The 15,885-nt window shown below is 73.1% G+C and carries 20 protein-coding genes and 1 tRNA gene; 11 read left to right on the forward strand and 10 right to left on the reverse strand.

Annotated elements, in window-relative coordinates:
- The first annotated feature begins 67 nt into the window (after window positions 1–67).
- Window positions 68–664 carry an RNA polymerase sigma factor ShbA gene (gene shbA, locus MUY22_RS47215; RefSeq protein ID WP_247064473.1) on the forward strand — a complete coding sequence of 199 codons (597 nt, stop codon included), beginning with the start codon at window positions 68–70 and terminating at the stop codon, window positions 662–664.
- Here the strand turns inward: shbA and MUY22_RS47220 are convergent, their stop codons facing one another.
- On the reverse strand, window positions 665–1,510 hold the full coding sequence (locus MUY22_RS47220) for a LysR family transcriptional regulator (protein ID WP_247054807.1): 846 nt from the start codon (window positions 1,508–1,510) through the stop codon (window positions 665–667). It abuts the gene before it with no gap.
- 96 nt (window positions 1,511–1,606) lie between these two features.
- Here MUY22_RS47220 and MUY22_RS47225 point away from each other — a divergent pair, with 96 nt between their 5' ends.
- The 3 genes from MUY22_RS47225 (at window position 1,607) to MUY22_RS47235 (ending at window position 4,643) form a co-directional block, all read left to right on the forward strand.
- Window positions 1,607–2,587, forward strand: coding sequence for a bile acid:sodium symporter family protein (locus tag MUY22_RS47225; RefSeq protein WP_247054808.1), 981 nt, complete (start codon window positions 1,607–1,609; stop codon window positions 2,585–2,587).
- Window positions 2,588–2,648: 61 nt separating this feature from the next.
- On the forward strand, window positions 2,649–3,176 hold the full coding sequence (locus MUY22_RS47230; protein WP_247054809.1) for a dihydrofolate reductase family protein: 528 nt from the start codon (window positions 2,649–2,651) through the stop codon (window positions 3,174–3,176).
- A gap of 156 nt (window positions 3,177–3,332) precedes the next feature.
- Window positions 3,333–4,643 carry a hypothetical protein gene (locus tag MUY22_RS47235; protein ID WP_247054810.1) on the forward strand — a complete coding sequence of 437 codons (1,311 nt, stop codon included), beginning with the start codon at window positions 3,333–3,335 and terminating at the stop codon, window positions 4,641–4,643.
- 157 nt (window positions 4,644–4,800) lie between these two features.
- On the opposite strand, the gene MUY22_RS47240 is transcribed toward MUY22_RS47235, so the two are convergent.
- Window positions 4,801–4,874, reverse strand: a tRNA-Ile gene (locus MUY22_RS47240).
- Window positions 4,875–5,062: 188 nt separating this feature from the next.
- Here MUY22_RS47240 and MUY22_RS47245 point away from each other — a divergent pair.
- A complete protein-coding gene (locus tag MUY22_RS47245; RefSeq protein WP_247054811.1) occupies window positions 5,063–5,335 on the forward strand; it encodes a hypothetical protein in 273 nt (90 codons plus the stop codon).
- A 51-nt stretch (window positions 5,336–5,386) separates the two neighbouring features.
- Here the strand turns inward: MUY22_RS47245 and MUY22_RS47250 are convergent, their stop codons facing one another.
- Together MUY22_RS47250 and MUY22_RS47255 are read right to left on the reverse strand one after the other, a co-directional pair.
- Window positions 5,387–5,878, reverse strand: a complete 492-nt coding sequence (locus tag MUY22_RS47250) for a hypothetical protein (RefSeq protein WP_247054812.1) — start codon at window positions 5,876–5,878, stop codon at window positions 5,387–5,389.
- A gap of 55 nt (window positions 5,879–5,933) precedes the next feature.
- Window positions 5,934–6,896, reverse strand: a complete 963-nt coding sequence (locus MUY22_RS47255; protein ID WP_247054814.1) for a hypothetical protein — start codon at window positions 6,894–6,896, stop codon at window positions 5,934–5,936.
- Between the two features lie 191 nt (window positions 6,897–7,087).
- Here MUY22_RS47255 and MUY22_RS47260 point away from each other — a divergent pair, with 191 nt between their 5' ends.
- Window positions 7,088–8,101 carry a hypothetical protein gene (locus MUY22_RS47260; protein ID WP_247054816.1) on the forward strand — a complete coding sequence of 338 codons (1,014 nt, stop codon included), beginning with the start codon at window positions 7,088–7,090 and terminating at the stop codon, window positions 8,099–8,101.
- A 37-nt stretch (window positions 8,102–8,138) separates the two neighbouring features.
- On the opposite strand, the gene MUY22_RS47265 is transcribed toward MUY22_RS47260, so the two are convergent.
- Window positions 8,139–8,312, reverse strand: coding sequence for a hypothetical protein (locus tag MUY22_RS47265; RefSeq protein WP_247054818.1), 174 nt, complete (start codon window positions 8,310–8,312; stop codon window positions 8,139–8,141).
- Between the two features lie 68 nt (window positions 8,313–8,380).
- Window positions 8,381–8,896, reverse strand: a complete 516-nt coding sequence (locus MUY22_RS47270; protein WP_247054820.1) for a hypothetical protein — start codon at window positions 8,894–8,896, stop codon at window positions 8,381–8,383.
- Between the two features lie 206 nt (window positions 8,897–9,102).
- Between MUY22_RS47270 and MUY22_RS47275 the strand changes: the two genes are divergently transcribed.
- Window positions 9,103–9,384 carry an isoamylase gene (locus MUY22_RS47275; protein WP_247054822.1) on the forward strand — a complete coding sequence of 94 codons (282 nt, stop codon included), beginning with the start codon at window positions 9,103–9,105 and terminating at the stop codon, window positions 9,382–9,384.
- Between the two features lie 3 nt (window positions 9,385–9,387).
- Here the strand turns inward: MUY22_RS47275 and MUY22_RS47280 are convergent, their stop codons facing one another.
- Window positions 9,388–10,140: a LysR substrate-binding domain-containing protein gene (locus tag MUY22_RS47280; RefSeq protein WP_247054824.1), complete on the reverse strand. Its 753-nt coding sequence runs from the start codon at window positions 10,138–10,140 to the stop codon at window positions 9,388–9,390.
- 41 nt (window positions 10,141–10,181) lie between these two features.
- Here MUY22_RS47280 and MUY22_RS47285 point away from each other — a divergent pair, with 41 nt between their 5' ends.
- From MUY22_RS47285 to MUY22_RS47300, 4 genes are all read left to right on the forward strand, one after another.
- Window positions 10,182–10,580 carry a DUF5997 family protein gene (locus MUY22_RS47285; protein WP_247054826.1) on the forward strand — a complete coding sequence of 133 codons (399 nt, stop codon included), beginning with the start codon at window positions 10,182–10,184 and terminating at the stop codon, window positions 10,578–10,580.
- Window positions 10,577–11,803: a kynureninase gene (locus MUY22_RS47290; RefSeq protein ID WP_247064475.1), complete on the forward strand. Its 1,227-nt coding sequence runs from the start codon at window positions 10,577–10,579 to the stop codon at window positions 11,801–11,803. The genes MUY22_RS47285 and MUY22_RS47290 overlap by 4 nt, the downstream gene beginning before the upstream one ends.
- Window positions 11,804–11,880: 77 nt before the next feature.
- On the forward strand, window positions 11,881–12,339 hold the full coding sequence (locus tag MUY22_RS47295) for a MarR family winged helix-turn-helix transcriptional regulator (protein ID WP_247054828.1): 459 nt from the start codon (window positions 11,881–11,883) through the stop codon (window positions 12,337–12,339).
- A gap of 10 nt (window positions 12,340–12,349) precedes the next feature.
- Window positions 12,350–13,201, forward strand: coding sequence for a haloalkane dehalogenase (locus tag MUY22_RS47300; RefSeq protein ID WP_247054830.1), 852 nt, complete (start codon window positions 12,350–12,352; stop codon window positions 13,199–13,201).
- A gap of 81 nt (window positions 13,202–13,282) precedes the next feature.
- On the opposite strand, the gene MUY22_RS47305 is transcribed toward MUY22_RS47300, so the two are convergent.
- From MUY22_RS47305 to MUY22_RS47315, 3 genes are read right to left on the reverse strand one after another with little or no spacing between them, the layout of a single operon-like run.
- Entirely contained in the window at window positions 13,283–13,909 is a 627-nt protein-coding gene (locus MUY22_RS47305; RefSeq protein ID WP_247054832.1) for a TetR/AcrR family transcriptional regulator, read from the reverse strand.
- Window positions 13,910–13,957: 48 nt separating this feature from the next.
- On the reverse strand, window positions 13,958–14,146 hold the full coding sequence (locus tag MUY22_RS47310; protein WP_247054834.1) for a ferredoxin: 189 nt from the start codon (window positions 14,144–14,146) through the stop codon (window positions 13,958–13,960).
- Window positions 14,146–15,543: a fatty acid desaturase gene (locus MUY22_RS47315; RefSeq protein ID WP_247054836.1), complete on the reverse strand. Its 1,398-nt coding sequence runs from the start codon at window positions 15,541–15,543 to the stop codon at window positions 14,146–14,148. The genes MUY22_RS47310 and MUY22_RS47315 overlap by 1 nt, the downstream gene beginning before the upstream one ends.
- Between the last annotated feature and the right edge of the window lie 342 nt (window positions 15,544–15,885).

The following is a 15,885-nucleotide window of genomic DNA, read 5'->3' on the forward strand; positions in this document are numbered from 1 at the left end:
GCTGCGCGTCGGCCTCGACGTGGAGGGCACCCTGCTGCGGGTGCGCGGCCGCGCGCTCGTGCGGGAGATCGCCGCGGCGCAACCCGCCGGGGACTTCCCGGACCACTGGCGCCGGCACGACGAGCCGGTCGCCGCCGCGATCGCCGGCGACGACGCCGCGACCGCGCGGCTGCTCGCCACGATCCGGCCGCTGGTGGTGCGCTACTGCCGGGCCCGCGTCGGGCGCACCGAGCGGACCTTCGCCTCGGCCGACGACGTCGCCCAGGAGGTCTGCCTCGCCGTGCTCACCGCACTGCCGTCCTACCGCGACCAGGGCCGCCCGTTCCTCGCGTTCGTCTACGGCATCGCCCAGCACAAGGTCGCCGACGCGCACCGCGCCGCGGCCCGCAACCGGACCGACCCGGTGGCCGAGGTGCCCGACGGCGTCGCCGACACCGCCGGCCCGGAGCAGCGGGCCCTGCAGTTCGAGCTCAACGAGCGGCTCACCCGGCTGATGGAGATCCTGCCCGAGAAACAGCGCGAGATCGTCGTGCTGCGGGTGGTCGTGGGCCTGTCCGCGGAGGAGACGGCGGGCGCGGTCGGCTCGACCCCGGGTGCGGTCCGCGTCGCCCAGCACCGGGCACTGACCCGGCTGCGGCGCCTGCTGACCGGCGACGAAGCGTAATCAGCCGGGTTTCCTGGGTCCGACCCGGTCCAGCACGAACTCCGCGAGCGCCGCGGCGGGCTCCTCCATCGACTCCCGCGCCAGCAGCATGAACTCGATGTCGCCGGGCTCGGGCAGGCCGTCGAGCTCGACGAGGTCGGCCGGGACGAGGCTGCGCGCGTGCAGCGTGACGCCGAGCCCGGCCGCCGCCGCGGCCCGCAGGCCGGTGAGGCTCGAGGTCTGGCACGCCGCCCGCCACTCCAGGCCGGCGCGTTCGAGGCACTCCACGGCGAGCTGCCGGGTGATCGACGGCATCGGGTACTGCACCAGCGGCACCGGCTGGCCCGGCTCCAGCACCGTCGCGGCCGAGCCGATCCACACCAGCGGTTCGCGCCACAGCAGCCGGCCGTGGTGCGCGCCCGGACGGCGTTTCCCCAGGACCAGGTCCAGCTGCCCGGCCCGCAGCCGCTGCGCCAGGACGTCCGAGAGCTCGACGGTCAGCTCGACGTCGACCAGCGGGTGACTGCGGCGCAGCCGGTGCAGGATCTCCGGCAGCTCGCCGAGCGCGAAGTCCTCGGACACCCCGAAGCGGACGCGGCCGCGCAGCCCGGCGCCGCGGAAGTGCCGCTGCGCGCGCTCTTCGGTGTCCACGATGGTCTGCGCGAACCCCACCATCGCCTGCCCGCGCGCGGTGAGCTCGACCGTGTGGGTGTCGCGGGCGAACAGCAGCCCGCCGGCGTCCTTCTCGAGCCGCCGGACGTGCTGGCTGACCGTCGGCTGGCCGACACCGAGCCGGCGCGCGGCCGCGGTGAAGCTGCGCGTCTCGGCGACGGCGAGGAACGACCGGCACAGCCGTGGGTCCAGCACTCTCTCCTTTTATCACAAGCGGCGATGACAGTCAGTCCGGTCATCGGGGTTCACAATGAGCGGCGCGCGTCCGAGAATGGCCGTGGAAGGAGATCCATGTCCCGCTTGCGTCTCGACCCGTTCATCGTCGCCATCCTCGCCACCGTCGGCGTCGCCACGCTGCTGCCCGCTTCCGGCGCCGTGGCCAGTGGGTTCGGCACCGCCACGACGATCGCCGTCGGGCTGCTGTTCTTCCTCTACGGCGCCCGGCTGTCCACGCAGGAGGCCCTCGAAGGCCTGCGGCACTGGCGGCTGCACTCGGTCGTGCTCGCCTCGACGTTCGTGCTGTTCCCGCTGCTCGGCCTGGCCGTCACGCTGCTGCCGTCGTCGGTGCTGCCCGGGCAGCTCGCCGCCGGCGTCCTGTTCCTGGCCGTGCTGCCCTCGACGGTGCAGTCCTCGATCGCGTTCACGTCGATCGCGCGGGGCAACGTCGCGGCCGCGATCTGCAGCGCGTCGCTGTCCAACCTGGCCGGCATCGTGGTGACGCCGATCCTGGTGGCGCTGCTGCTGTCCGGAGACGGCGCGGGCGTCGACGGCTCGGCCGTGCTCGGGATCGTGCTGCAGCTGCTCGCGCCGTTCGTCGCCGGGCAGCTGGCGCGGCGCTGGATCGGCGGCTGGATCACGCGCAACTCCGCGCCGCTGAAGCTGTTCGACCGCGGCTCGATCCTGCTGGTCGTCTACACGGCGTTCAGCGCAGGTATGACCGAGGGCATCTGGCACCGCCTCGACGCCGGTCACCTGCTGGTGCTCGCGGCGGTCTGCGTCGTCGTGCTCGCGGCGGTGCTGACGGCGACCGGGTGGGGCGCGAAGGCGCTCGGGTTCGCCCGCGCCGACCGGATCACCATCGTGTTCTGCGGGTCGAAGAAGAGCCTGGCGAGCGGCCTGCCGATGGCGACGGTGCTGTTCGGGCACGCACAGGTCGGGCTGATCGTGCTGCCGCTGATGCTGTTCCACCAGCTGCAGCTGATCGTCTGCGCGACGATGGCGCGCCGCTACGCCCGGGACGCTTCGGACGCCGAGGAGCTCGTCGCCGCCTGAGCGATGAGTTTCCCGGACCGCGCCCGTCAGTAGAGGTGACCCCGCACGGAAAGGCACCTTCATGGCCAAGCTGCTCTGCCACATCACGATGTCCCTCGACGGCTTCGTCGCCGGGCCCGCCGACGACATGTCCTGGCTCGCGGGGCAGGCCACCGGGCCGAACCCGGTCGTCGAGCGGCTGCTCGGCGAGATCGGGGCGGTCCTGCTGGGCCACCGCACCTACGCCCCGGCGACGTCGGCCGAAGGCGAGGTCTACGGCGGCCGCTGGCAGGGCCCGAAGTTCGTGCTCACGCGCGACGACCCGGCGACGGCCCAGCCGGGCTTCACCTTCGTCGAGGACCTCGGCGCCGCCGTCACGACGGCGTCGAAGGCCGCCGGTGACGGCTACGTCGCGCTGCTCGGCCCGACGCTGGCCCGGCGGTGCCTGGACGCCGGGTTGCTCGACGAGGTGCTGGTGCACGTGGTGCCGGTCCTGCTCGGCGACGGCGTCCGGCTGTTCGACCACCCGGGCGGTACGCAGGTGCGGCTCGACCCGATCGAGCTGAGTCACGCGGGGCGGATCAGCACCGTCTGGTGCCGCGTCGCCTGACGCTCCACTGTGGACGGTCCCGCTCAGCGGAAACCCGGTGACACCGGATCACCGCGGGCCCTACTGTTGATGTTCGTCGTGCGGGGGAGGCACGATCCGGGGGCTTCTTCGTGCTGCCCGGCTCCCTCGCGCGCGTCCGGCGACGAGGGGACTCCGATGACAGGCACGAAACTCCGAAGAAGAGCCACCGTGGTGACCGCGCTGGGCGCGCTCGCCTTGATCGCACCACCGGCGCAGGCCGCCGGAACCACCGTTCCCTGCGACGCGGCCGCGCTGGTCCAGGCGGTCGCCGCGGCGACCGCCACCACAGACGCGGACACGCTGTCGCTGGCACCGGGCTGCGACTACGCGCTCACCGCCGTGGCGGACACCACCTGGGCGGCGGGGTTGCCGTCCGTCCGCGGGAAGCTCACCGTCCAGGGCAACCACGCGACGATCCGCCGGGCCACCGGCGCGCCGCAGTTCCGGCTCATCGCCAACTGGGGCGACCTGACCCTCACCGACGTCACGCTCACCGGCGGCCACGCGCCCGACGGCGTCGGCGCCGGCAGCGACGGGCGCGGGAACCCGGGCGAAAGCGGGGGTGCCATCGAGAACTGGGGGCCGTTGAGCATCACCGGCAGCACGGTCACCGGCAACACGTCCGGTTCGGGCGGGCGCGGCGCCGATGGCGGCTCGCCCGGCCGCGGCGGGCCGGCCGGCTTCGGCGGCGGGATCTCCTCCTACATCGGGAGCACGACCGCTCCCCTCACCATCGCCGGCAGCGAGATCACCGGCAACACCACCGGCGACGGCGGCCGGGGCGGCGACGCGACCGGGACGGCCACCGGCGGCGACGGCGGCTCGGGCGGGTTCGGCGGCGGCCTCTACACCTCCGTCGGCACGGTCCTGCGGATCACCGGCAGCACCGTCACGGGCAACACCGCCGGGGTGGGCGGCCCGGGCGGAACGGGTGGCCCGGGCACCGGTTCCGGAGCCGGGGGCAGCGGCGGCTCGGGCGGTGGGCTGTTCGTGTCCACCCGCCAGGGTGAGCACCTGAACCCGGTCGTCACGGCGACCGAGGTGAGCGGAAACCACGCGGGCCGTGGCGGCGACGCGGGCGTCCCGGGCGCGGGCGGTTACGTCGGCTGGGCGGGCTACGGCGGCAACGGCGGCGGGCTCGGCCTGTTCTACGACGCACTCACCTTCGACGGCGGGAGCGTCACGGGCAACACCGCGGGCGAACCGGGGGCGGGCTACTCGCCGCTGGCCGCCGACGCCGGTGGCGTCTACACGCTGGACGCCCGGGTGACGCTGGCCGACGGCGCCACGGTGACGGGCAACCGGCCGCGCAACTGCTCGTCGGTGGCGGACGTGCCCGGGTGCGTCAACGACGGGAATCCCTTGCCCTACGCGGCCGTGGCCGGATCCCGGGACGGCCGGGCCGCGGCGGCCGTCGCCGCGTTTTCGGCGTCGGCGCGTCGCTGACGGGTGCTCGGGTCCGGCCGGGTGTGTTCCGGCCGGGCCCGGGTTCCGGCGGGAAACGCCGAGGGCGCAACGGAAATCGATGCAAGATGGGTGCGCGCCGGCGGGAATCCGCGGGACGGCGAGTGTGCCGCGCGAGCGGACCTCGCCCACGACCGAGTGGGGCGGGCGGGGCTCGAACCCGCGGCCAAGGGATTATGAGTCCCCTGCTCTAACCAACTGAGCTACCGCCCCCTGACCCCGGTGCGCGCAGGCGGCTCGGGGATTCACACATGCAAAGAAGACCCAGTTCGTTTCAAGTTATCACAGCGGCCATCCGGGCCCACCCGGTAGGCCAAACAGGTTGTCGTGGCTGCCGATCGGAGCACGCTCGTCTAAGTTGCAAGGACGTTGCCGCTGAACGGCCCGGCGGGAGGTGAACGATGGCCACCGCACTGCGAGCCGCACCGGCACAGCTGCTCCGGCTGGCGTTGCTCGACGCCGTGACCGCCGGCGCCGGCCTCGGCTACCTCGCGCACCAGTACCGGGAGGCGCTCGTGGCGAACTCCGCGGCCATCGGCCTGGCGCTCCTGCTCCTGTTCGCACTGGGCTACGGGATCCGCACGGCCGCCCGGGTGCTGTCCCGGGCGGGTTCACGGGTGGACGCCATCTTCGCCGACGAGCTTCGGGACAAACCCTCGCCCTGGCCTCGCTGACCTGAAGCCGTTGCCGGGCAAGGGTTTCACCGCGGATTCCGCGACGACAGCTCAGCCGCCACCGCCCGCCGGAGTGGTGGTATCGGTTCGCGGAGAGGTAGTGGTAGTGGGCGGAGGCGGTGTCGTCGTCTCCGGTGGCGGAGTGGTCGTCTTCGGCGTCGTGGTCGGCGGTGTTGCCGCAGCGCCGTAAGCCGCGTAGGTGAACCAGATCTGGCCGAACGTCTTCGGCGTCGTCTGAGTGAACATCGCGCGCACCTGGAACGTCGTCGCCGTGTACGAGCCCAGCACCGTGTTGAGCGTGAACGCGTTGAACGCGCTCGGCGTGTTCGGCGAGACCACGACCGCCTCCGGCACCGTGCCGAGGCCGTGGGTGACCGTGCAGAAACCGTTGCCGTCGGTGACGCAGGTGGCCTGCGCCGCCTGGACGATCGGCGCCGGCGCCGGGCCGACGGCCGCGGACGCGCCCGCGAAGACCACCGCGCCCGCCGTCACCGCCGAAGCGCCGGCCAGTGCCGCGAAAGCGATCCGTGCTCTGTTTCCCATGCTGGGCCTCCCCTGGTGAACGACGCACCCAGGGTCGTCGCCGGCCCGCAGCCCGTTACGCGTCCGCCAGCCACTGGACGCCGTACGCGTAGCCCAGCTGGGGTGCCGCGAAGTCCTGCACCACCTCGGCCGTGCCGTCGAGCGGCAAGGGCTCGCCCGGCTGCGGCGGGTCGGACAGCACCGAGGTCGGCACCTTGTCCAGGCGCCAGATCGCGCGGGGCAGGTGGTCCGGGTCGAAGCGGACCCGGACCGTGAACGACTCGCACGTCACCAGCGGCACGAACGCGTACGACGGGCGGATCGGGCGGCCGTCGCGGACCTGGTACTCCAGCGAATACGTGTGGTCTTCGCCGGCGCCGAGGGGCCGCGGCAGGTCCAGCAGCCAGCGGAAGTGCCGCTGGCCCTGGCGGATCGGCTCGCCCAGGCGGACGCCGAACTGGGCGTCGGCGGTCACGTCGCGCTCGGCGTCGGTGCCGTCCTCGACGCGGGGCACCGTGAACTGCGCGGAGATGCGGCTCAGGCCTTCGCGGGTCGCGACGATCAGGCGTTCCTCGATCAGCGTCGGCACCGGGGTGTCCAGCCGGACGACGGCGGTGAGCCGCTTGACGAACCAGCCCTTGTCCGGGTCCTGCTCTCCCCGTTCGGGGTGCGTGCTCGCCTCGATCTCGGCGGCCAGCCGGGCGCAGGCCCGGTCGATCCGCCGGCGGGCGGTGCGCTCGGCGACCTGCAGCCGCTCCATCAGGACGGCGACCCGGTCGCTGAGCAGCGAGTGCTGCGCGCCCGGCTCGATGCACAGCGCGATGGTGACCGCGAGGCGGTCTTCCAGGGGGAACTCCTCGATCGCGGACTCGATCGCGGCCCGCAGGACGCGCCGCGCCTCCCGGTCGTTCTTCGCCCGGTGCAGCTCGCACCAGCCGGAGATCAGCGGGCCGACCCGGCCGAGCAGGCCCTCGGTCTCCAGGCCCCAGCCCCGCCGCAGCGTGGTCAGTTCGCGGCTCAACCCGCCGTCGTGTGCCATCGGAAACCGATTGTGGCACGCGGACTTCCGCGCGATCGGACGTATTCGCTCCACCGATCAGGTGATTCACCCGGTGGCCAGTTGCTGGCCAGTCGGCCCGGAACTCGGCCTGGCACCGACCTTTTCCCCTCCCTCGCGGGGCCGACCATTTGCCCTGTCGGCGTATTCGCGCGAGGCATCTGGAGGAACGCTTGCCCGGCACCACGCACCCGACCCGCCCGGCCGACGTCGCCGGGGTCCGCGAGCTGGCGCGCGCCGGGCGGCTGGCCCGGTCGGCGTCGGCCGCGCCGCCCCGCGACCTCGCCCGGCTGCGCGGAGCCGTCTACACCGTGACCTGGCCGCTGGTGTTCGCGCGGATCACCAAGCCGCTGGAACTGCAGCGCCGGCACCCGGACTGCCTCCGCGGGCTCGAATGGATGCGGCGCGACTGCCTCGACGGCTTCCACGACGACGTCGAAGCCGTGGTGGAGCACGCGTTGCGGCGCGCGACGGACCCGATCCAGAACCTGGAGGGCTGGCTGGCCACCCGGCTCAGCCCCGCGACGGTCGACGCGCACCGGCGCCGGCGCGGCGAAATCGGGGCCCTGCAACGACCTCGGCTCCCGGCCTGGCTGGGCGACGCCCTCGGCGGCGACCCGTGGCTGGGCGAGCTGGCCGTGCGGATCCTGCTCTGGGTCGGCGTGCCGACGACCGCGGGCGGCGAGCTGTGGCCACTGGCCGGCTGGGCCGCGCGCCGCGCCGAGGTCACCGGCGAGCCGCCGGCCGGCCAGGACCACCGCGAGACGCTCGACCGCGAGGTGCGAACCGTGCTGGCGGCCATGCGGACCCGGCCGAAATGGTACGCCGAGCACGTCGAGCGGCCGCTCGGCCACAAGCGCGCGCCGGTCGCGCCGATGCCGGCGGACAGCTCGTCCGAGCTCACCGCGCTGGAGCTGGTGCGCCCGCACGAGGTGGACGACGCCCGGCTCACCGGCCTCGCCGAGCAGGCCCTGCGGGCGATCGAGGCCCGCCTCGCCCGCGGCCAGGACCCGGCGGTCGTGATCACGGCGGTGGTGCGGGTGGTGTTCGGCACAGCCGATCCGGCCACGCTGGACCGGTTGCCGCACAACGGTTCCACCCGCGACGACTGGCTGTCCACCGCCCTCGCCGACGACGCGCACCTCGCGCGGATCGTCGCCACGGCGCTGGCCGTCCTCGACCACTGACCACCGGCGCATCGGTCGTGGCAGACCCGGGACGCCGTCACTCACGATCCCGGCCCCGGCTGTCCTCGGTCAGCGATCCCGAGCGGGCGTCGAGCAGTTCGGCCAGGACCTCGGGCGGGCAACCCGCGTCGCGGGCCCGGGTGCCGGCGGCGGCCAGTTCGGCCACCAGCAGCTCACGCAGGGACGACCGGGTCGCGTCGGCCAGTCTCACCCGCTGCTCCTCTCGCCGGCGCCGGCTGCCGCCGGTCCCGCCTTCCCCTGACGGACACGCCTCGACGTTCAGCGCCACCACGGTGGCGGCGGTGCCGGGAGCCGCAGCGGGCAGCACGTGTGCCGGCCCACCCAGCAGTCGCCCAGCCAGCGGGTCAGCGCGACCGGGCCGAGGAGGCTGTCCTCCCACACCGGCCGCAGCTCGCCGGCCCGGCGCAGGACGCGCTCGGCCGTGCGGCAGAAGCGGATGATCGTCGCGACCGCGGCGTCCGCCCGCTCCGTCGTCCAGGCGACCGCGGCTCCGGGCAGCCGGGCCGGGACGGCCAGGCCGGGCGCGACGGTGCAGTCCCGGGCCAGCTGCACGGCGAGGTCGAACTCGACCGCTTCGGCGCAGCGCTGCCGCACCTGCCAGCCGGGCGACGCCGTGGCGGCGTGCAGGCCGGCCAGCCGCGCGGCGGCCAGCCCGTCCCACACCGTCAGGAGCACCGCTCGCGTGTCGGCCGGTGGCGCGTCGGCGAGCTCGCGGGTCGCGGCGCTGAGCCAGGCACACGGGTCCTTGACGAGACGATCAACGGTGATGGTCACGGCAGCCAGTTTTGCACCGGAAGCCGCGAAAGACAGCAAGATGATCATGGATCGCGGCGAGTCCACCCGGTCGGTGGCGCACCGTTGAGCGGCGTCGTCCCCCTTTTGAGCACTCTTCGTGACCGAATCGTCACAGGTGTGCGATCATGAGCGCGCTCAACGTCGAGCACGCCCTCCTGACCGTCCCGTGAAAGGGCCACCGACGAGTGATCAAGATCAGCAAGAGTCCCGCCGGCGCCAAGCGCGTCACCTTCAGCCTGCCGATCGGCGCGCCGCCGGGGCGGGTGAGCGTGGTGGGGTCGTTCAACGACTGGACCCCCGGCCGCCACCACCTGCTGCCGCGCTCGAACGGCCGCCGCTCGACGTCGGTCGAGGTGGTGCCGGGCACCGTGCTCCAGTTCCGCTACCTCGGCGAGGACGGCCACTGGTTCGACGACCCCGACCTCCAGGACCGCGCGAACGGCAACTGCGTCTGCGAGACCAGCTAGCGCTCAAGAGCGGCGACGCGGCTTGCCGCGCTTCGCCACTCCGCCACCGCGTCGACCGGCTCCCGGCTTCCCGCCCGCGGACTTCCCGCCGGCGGGCTTGCGGGCCGGCGGCTTCCTTTCAGCGGGAGCCGGCGCCGGTGCGGGTGAGCGGCCGCGCGTGCTGTTGACCGTGCGGCCGCGGACGATGCCGATGAACTGCTCCATCAGGTCGCTCGTCTCGTCTTCGAGCCACGACAGCGCCACGCTCGACTGCGGCGCGTCCGCCACCGGCCGGTAGGTGAGGTCGCGGCGGTGGTGCAGCCGCGCGAGCGACTGCGGGACGACCAGCACCCCGACGCCCGCCGCCACCAGTTCGATCGCGTCCGCCGTCGTTTCCGGGCGGTCCACGGCCGGGCGGCCCGGGAGCGACTCCCACTCGATCGTGTCGTCGAGGGGGTGCAGCACGACGTCGTCCGCCAAGTCCGCTGTGGACACTTCGTCGGCCGCGGCGACCACGTGGTCCTTGGGGACGAGGACGACCGTCGTCTCGGTGTAGAGCGGGATCGCGTGCAGGCCGTCGCGGTCCAGCGGCGAGCGCAGCAGGGCCGCGTCGGCGCCGCGCTCCCGCACGAGGGCGGTGGCGTCCGCCGCGGCGACGGGCACCAGCTGCAGCGGCACTTCGGGGACCCGCTCGGCCCAGGTCCGCACCCACTTGGCGGGTGTCGCTCCCGGGACGTACGCGAGCCGGAAGGAGGCGGGAACGTCCGGGCCGGTCACCGGGTCAGGTTACCGGTCGGGCGCTGGCTACCCTGGACGGCATGACGTCGCACAAGACCACCCAGACGATGAAGCCCGCGACAGCGGCGAAGAAACTGGGTGTGTACCTCGAAGCCACGCCCCCGGAGTTCCAGGAGGGCGTCGTCTCGCGCGACGAGCTGAACGCGCTGCAGACCGACCCGCCGGAGTGGCTGCGCGAGCTGCGCCGCACCGGCCCGCACCCGCGGCAGGTCGTCGCGGCGAAGCTGGGCGTGTCCATCGGCGGCCTCGCGCGCGGCGGTGTCACCGACGCGCTCACCACCGAGCAGATCGACGCGCTGAAGACGGAAAGCCCCGCCTGGCTGGAGCAGGAGCGCGCCACGCAGGCCGAGGTGCGCAAGGAGGCCGAGCGCGTCAAGGAAAACGGCGTCAAGGAGAACGGCAAGGAGCAGGGGAACTGACCGCCGCCGGCACCTCCCTCGAGCGCGCCGAGGCGCTCGACGCCGCCGACGAGCTGGCCGCGTTCCGGGCCCGGTTCGTGCCGATCTCCGACCCCGGCGTCGTCGCCTACCTCGACGGGAACTCGCTCGGCCGTCCCCTGCTCGCGACGGCGGAGCGGCTGCAGGAAGTCGTCGTCCAAGAGTGGGGTTCGCGGCTCATCCGGTCGTGGGGTGAGCGCTGGCTCGCGCTGCCCGGGGAAATCGGCGACGAGCTGGGCCGGGTCGCGCTCGGCGCCGCGCCCGGGCAGGCGATCGTCGCCGATTCGACGTCCGTCTGCCTCTACAAGACGATCCGGGCCGCCGTCGCGCTGCGGCCGGGGCGCGACGAGCTCGTCACGGACACCGCGAACTTCCCCACCGACCGGTTCCTCGTCGAGAGCATCGCCGCCGAGCTGGGCCTGACCGTGCGGTGGATCGACGCCGACCCGTGGGCCGGCTTCGGTGCCGAGCAGGTCGCGGCCGTCGTCGGCCCGCGCACCGCGGCGGTCGTGCTGTCCCATGTGGACTACCGCTCCGCGGCGATCGCCGACCTGGCCGGGATCACCCGGCTGGCGCACGAGCACGGCGCGCTCGTCGTCTGGGACCTCTGCCACAGCGTGGGGTGCCTCCCGGTCGAGCTGGACGCGGCCGGTGCCGACTTCGCGGTCGGCTGCACGTACAAGTTCCTCAACGCCGGCCCCGGCGCGCCCGCGTTCCTCTACGTCGCCGCCCGGCACCAGGACGCCTTCGGCCAGCCGATCACCGGCTGGATCGGCGCGGCCGACACCTTCGCCATGGCGGCGCACTACGAGCCGGCGCCGGGCATCCGCCGCGCGCTGTCCGGCACCCCGCCGGTGCTCGGCATGATCGGCGTCCGGGAAGGCGTCGCGCTGCTGGCCGAAGCCGGGATCACGCGCGTGCGCGCCAAGGCCGTCGAGCTGGGCCGGTGGGTGCTCGACCTCGCCGACGCATGGCTCGTACCGCTCGGCTTCACCGTCGCCTCGCCCCGCGACGACGACCGGCGCGGCGGGCACGTCACCCTCCGCCACCCGGACGCCGAACGGCTCTCGGCGCTGCTCATCGAGCACGGCGTCATCATCGACTTCCGCCGTCCCGACGGCATCCGCCTCGGGCTCAGCCCGCTGACCACCGGCTTCGCCGAAGTCCGGCGGGCGATGGCCCGGATCCGCGAACTGGCCGCCTGACCGCACCCGCGTCTCCCCCGGGGCCGGCTCCGCCCAAATAGTAGCCATGTATTTAGTAGCCATGTACCGTATCGACCGTGAGCAGCACATCGAACGGCGCGACGCCGGGTTACCTCGTCTGGCGACTGTCCATGAAGTGGCGCGTGGCCGTCGACCGCGCGCTGGCGCCGCTGGGGCTGACGCACGCCCAGTACGTGCTGATGGCGTCGCTGTACGGCCTGGAGCGCACCGGTCAGCCGCCGAGCCAGCGCGAGCTGGCCGACCAGACCGGGCTCGAGGCGCTCTATGTCTCCAAGCTGGCCCGCGCCCTCGACGCCGACGGGCTCATCGCCCGCACCCGCGACCCCGCCGACACCCGGACCGTCCGGCTGACGCTCACCGGCCACGGCCGCGAGATCGTGCGGCCGGCGATCAGCACGGTGAGCGCTCTGCTCGACCGGCTCCTCGCCCCGCTCGGCGGCCGCGACGGCGACCGCACCGACGTGCTGGTCCGCGAGCTCACCCTCCTGATCGACACCCCACTGGATCCCTCCTGAAGGACCGGCCATGCCCGAAACCCCCGTCCTCGACTCGGTCCTGCACCACGAAGAATCCGGTAGCGGCGCCCCGATCGTCTTCCTGCACGGCAACCCCGGTTCGTCGTACGGCTGGCGCCACGTCCTCCCGCACGTCGGCGCCGGGCGGCTGCTCGCCCCGGACCTGATCGGCATGGGCCGCTCGGGCAAGCCCGACATCCCGTACGCCTTCGCCGACCACGCCCGCTACCTCGACGCCTGGTTCGACGCGCTCGGCCTGGACGACGTCGTCCTCGTCGGGCACGACTGGGGCGGCGCGCTCGCGTTCGACTTCGCCGCGCGCCACCCGGGCCGCGTCCGCGGGCTGGCGTTCTTCGAGACGATCGTCAAGCCGATGGCGTGGGAAGACCTCTCGCCGCAGGCGGCCGAACGGTCGCGGAAGATCCGCACGCCGGGCGTCGGCGAGGAGATTGTGCTGGAGCAGGACCTGTTCATCCGGCAGGCGTTCACCGGCGGCGTGCGCACGCCAGTCGCCGATCTCGACGCCTATCTCGCGCCGTTTCCGACGCCCGAGAGCCGCCGCCCGGTCCTCGCCTGGGCCCGCCAGCTGCCGCTCGGCGGCGACCCGGCCGGGCTCGTCACGCGCATCGAGGCCTACGACGAGTGGCTGGCGGGCAGCACCGGCGTGCCCAAGCTGCTGCTGACGTTCGCGGGCTCACCGACCCTGCTCATCGGCGAGGCGATGGCGCGGTGGTGCGCGGAGCACATCGCGGCGCTGGACGTCGTCGCGTGCGGCGAAGCCGGGCACCACGCCCACGAGGACCGGCCGAAGGAGATCGCCACCGAGATCGCCGCGTGGGCGGACCGCCACGGCCTCCGGTGACGAGGCTCGACGCCGTGAAGGGCACCCCCAGGGATCGGATGTCCCTGAGGGTGCCCCTCACGGCCTTCGAGCCGGCGCGCGTCAGGCGTGGCGCAGGGGCGGGGTCGCCGCCTCGACGCCGAGGACGCGCGCGGCCACCCAGGCCAGGGCGTCCGCGGTGCGGGCCGGGGTGTCCGACGGCTGCATCACGTGGCTGAGGACGGTGCGCACGACCACGTCGATCACCACCGTGACCTGCTCCGGCGTCAGCTCCGGGCGGTAGGACAGCACCCGGTCGACCAGCATGGTCTTCGCCCCGGTGAGCAGCATCCCCGCCTGCGTGGTCAGCAGCGGCAGCAGCTCGGTGTCCGTGCCGTGCGTCGCCGAGGCGATCGCGCGCAGCAGGATGTTGTCGTCGGCCAGCTCCAGGACCGCGCGGACGGCGTCGTACATCGCTTCGACGAGGTCGGCGGGGTGGCGCTCGAACGCCGCCGAGACGACCGAGAGGAACCGGTCGAGCTCGTGCGCCACCATGGCCTCGGCCAGGGCGGTCTTGGAGCCGATCTCGTTGTAGACGGTCTGGCGGCTGACGCCCACCAGCTCGGCCAGCCGGGCCATCGTGACCGCCGACCAGCCGGCCCGCGCCGTCAGCTCGATCGCCGCGATGATGATCGGCCGCCGGTGCTGACCACCCTCGGGCGGCGCCAGTGCCCCGCTCATGATCGTCATTCTAGGCCGCGCCCGCGAAGACCGGCGCCGCGCCCGCGACGACGGACGTCACGTCAGTTTCAGGGCCAGCACGGGACAGGAGCCGACGGCGGCGGCGACGTCCTGGCGGTGGTCCTCGCCGGGGCGCTCGTCGAGGACGACGACCGTGCCGTCGTCACCCACCTCGAAGAAGCCGGGCGCCATCGCCTCGCACATGCCGATGCCGTCGCACTTGCCGCGGTCCGCTTCGATCCGCATCACGCGCCCACCCGGCCCGGCGCGACGAAGTCGACCTTCTCGCGCACGCCGCAGTCGGGGCAGCACCACGAGTCCGGGATCGCCGACCACGGCGTGCCGGCCGGGAACCCTTCACGCGGGTCGCCGCGCCGCTCGTCGTAGACGTAGCCGCAGCCCGGGCACATGCCGCCTTCGGTGGCGTCGCCGTGGGTGTCCTGGGCCTGGTGAACTTCGGTGACGCGGGTGCCGTAGCGCGCGAGGATCCTGTCGCGCTTGCCCGGCCGGAGGTTGGCGCGGGAGAGGTCGCCGTCGAAGTGGGCGAGCACGCGCGGGTCCATCACGCGGCGCCACACCGGTGGGACGAGCGCCAGCACGATCATCCCGGCGTACCCGGTGGGCAGCACCGGCGACTCCGCGAAGTCGCGCAGGGTCTGGTAGCGGCGCGTCGGGTTGGCGTGGTGGTCGCTGTGGCGCTGCAGGTGGTAGAGCAGGACGTTGGTGGCGATGTTGTTGGAGTTCCAGCTGTGGCTGGGATCCACGCGCTCGTACCGGCGGCGGCCGGGCACGCCGACGCGCTGCCGCAGCATGCCGTAGTGCTCCATGTAGTTGACGACTTCGAGCAGCGAGAAGCCGACCACGGCCTGGATCACCAGGTAGGGCAGGATGCCGACGCCCAGCCAGACGATCATCGCGGCCCACAGCACGGCCGACATCAGCCACGCGTTGAGGACGTCGTTGCCGATCCGGAACGGGTGCTTGTCGCGCCGGGCGTAGCGCTTGCGCTCCAGCCGCCACGCGGACTTCAGCGAGCCGAAGACCGTGCGCGGCCAGAAGCGGTAGAAGCTTTCGCCGACGCGGCTGCTGGCCGGGTCCTCCGGCGTCGCAACCCGGACGTGGTGGCCGCGGTTGTGCTCGATGTAGAAGTGACCGTAGAAGCTTTGCGCCAGCGCGATCTTCGACAGCCAGCGCTCGTGGCTCTCCTTCTTGTGGCCGAGCTCGTGCGCGGTGTTGATGCCGATCCCGCCGATGCAGCCGATCGAGATCGCCAGGCCGATCTTGTCCACAATGGACAGGTCACCGCGGGCGACGAGCCAGAACGCCGCCACGAAGCCGACGTACTGGATGGGCAGGAAGGCGAAGGTGATCCAGCGGTAGTAGCGGTCTTTCTCCAGCCGTTCGAGCACGTCGTCGGGCGGGTTGCCGCGGTCGAGCCCGGCGAGCAGGTCGATGAGCGGCACGACAACGAGGATCACGATCGGCCCGATCCAGAACCAGACCCCCCAGCCGGTGGCGGCGTGCAGCCCGATGGCGAGGAACGCGAGCGACGGCACCACCAGCCCGATCAGCCACAGGTACCGCTTGCGATCGCGCCACACCTCGGTCGACCCGGCGGGCACGGTCCCGGTCACTTCGCTCATCACACCCTCCTCCGTTGGCTGGGTTTACAAAACGATAGTTGATGTACAGCTTGGTTGACAATAGGTGGATTGATGTCAATCGGATGGCGGGTCCGGCCAGGTCAGACGACTCCGGCGGCCAATCGGCACGTCGGCCGGTCAGTGCAGCGATCGCACAGCACGGCGGCCGGTCGGTACGGCGGCCATACGCCGACCGACCTCGAGCACTGCGGCCCGCGCCGTACGCCAGTACTTGAAGTCCGTAAATGTCCCATCGAGGGACGTGAAGTCCCTCGATGGGACATTCACGGACTTGCGGATAGCCGGACTCCGGTGTCGTCCGGTATTTTGGACTCGGGTGAG

The sequence above is a fragment of the Amycolatopsis sp. WQ 127309 genome (genome assembly GCF_023023025.1).
Classification (GTDB): domain Bacteria; phylum Actinomycetota; class Actinomycetes; order Mycobacteriales; family Pseudonocardiaceae; genus Amycolatopsis.

Coding starts and splice junctions, on each gene's coding strand:
- MUY22_RS47255 (WP_247054814.1), bottom strand. CDS start 6,896: ATGGCACACGACGGCGGGTTGAGCCGCGAACTGACCACGCTGCGGCGG.
- MUY22_RS47285 (WP_247054826.1), top strand. CDS start 10,182: ATGACGTCGCACAAGACCACCCAGACGATGAAGCCCGCGACAGCGGCG.
- MUY22_RS47250 (WP_247054812.1), bottom strand. CDS start 5,878: ATGGGAAACAGAGCACGGATCGCTTTCGCGGCACTGGCCGGCGCTTCG.
- MUY22_RS47225 (WP_247054808.1), top strand. CDS start 1,607: ATGTCCCGCTTGCGTCTCGACCCGTTCATCGTCGCCATCCTCGCCACC.
- MUY22_RS47305 (WP_247054832.1), bottom strand. CDS start 13,909: ATGACGATCATGAGCGGGGCACTGGCGCCGCCCGAGGGTGGTCAGCAC.
- MUY22_RS47310 (WP_247054834.1), bottom strand. CDS start 14,146: ATGCGGATCGAAGCGGACCGCGGCAAGTGCGACGGCATCGGCATGTGC.
- MUY22_RS47300 (WP_247054830.1), top strand. CDS start 12,350: ATGCCCGAAACCCCCGTCCTCGACTCGGTCCTGCACCACGAAGAATCC.
- MUY22_RS47235 (WP_247054810.1), top strand. CDS start 3,333: ATGACAGGCACGAAACTCCGAAGAAGAGCCACCGTGGTGACCGCGCTG.
- MUY22_RS47315 (WP_247054836.1), bottom strand. CDS start 15,543: ATGAGCGAAGTGACCGGGACCGTGCCCGCCGGGTCGACCGAGGTGTGG.
- MUY22_RS47245 (WP_247054811.1), top strand. CDS start 5,063: ATGGCCACCGCACTGCGAGCCGCACCGGCACAGCTGCTCCGGCTGGCG.
- MUY22_RS47230 (WP_247054809.1), top strand. CDS start 2,649: ATGGCCAAGCTGCTCTGCCACATCACGATGTCCCTCGACGGCTTCGTC.